Origin of the sequence: Treponema sp. OMZ 805 (assembly GCF_050937395.1) — a bacterium.
Classification (GTDB): Bacteria; Spirochaetota; Spirochaetia; order Treponematales; family Treponemataceae; genus Treponema.
The window spans coordinates 1-300 of the sequence record NZ_JACCLP010000071.1 but is presented as its reverse complement, the minus strand read 5'-3'; the positions used below and the strand labels follow the sequence as shown (position 1 = coordinate 300).

Sequence of the window (300 nt, the reverse complement as noted above, 5' to 3'; positions counted from 1 at the left end):
GATTGCGCTATATCTTGCGCCACCATTGCAGAACCCGATACGAGCTTCACATCCCCGTCAGCGGTAAAAACAATGTCATCATCTTGCAATAAAAAATCCGTGCCCCAGTCCATTTACCTCACCTTAATGCCGACAGGATTAGGAATTCCTTTTGCCGTCCCTGCAACTTCTACGACAACCGTTCCCGCCGGTATTTCCGCACATTTTATCTGATCGGTAATCGCCGCCGCTATTTTTTCCGCATACCATTCTTTCGTCTTAGGCGTACCCGATGCGGCCGCTTCCATCTCGGTAAAAATA

General features: G+C 48.7%; 1 protein-coding gene. It reads right to left on the bottom strand.

What is annotated here, in order from left to right:
• Positions 1–113: 113 nt before the first annotated feature.
• Positions 114–300 (bottom strand): hypothetical protein (locus tag HGH47_RS12350; RefSeq protein WP_432912796.1); only part of this gene is annotated, 187 nt, incomplete at its 5' end.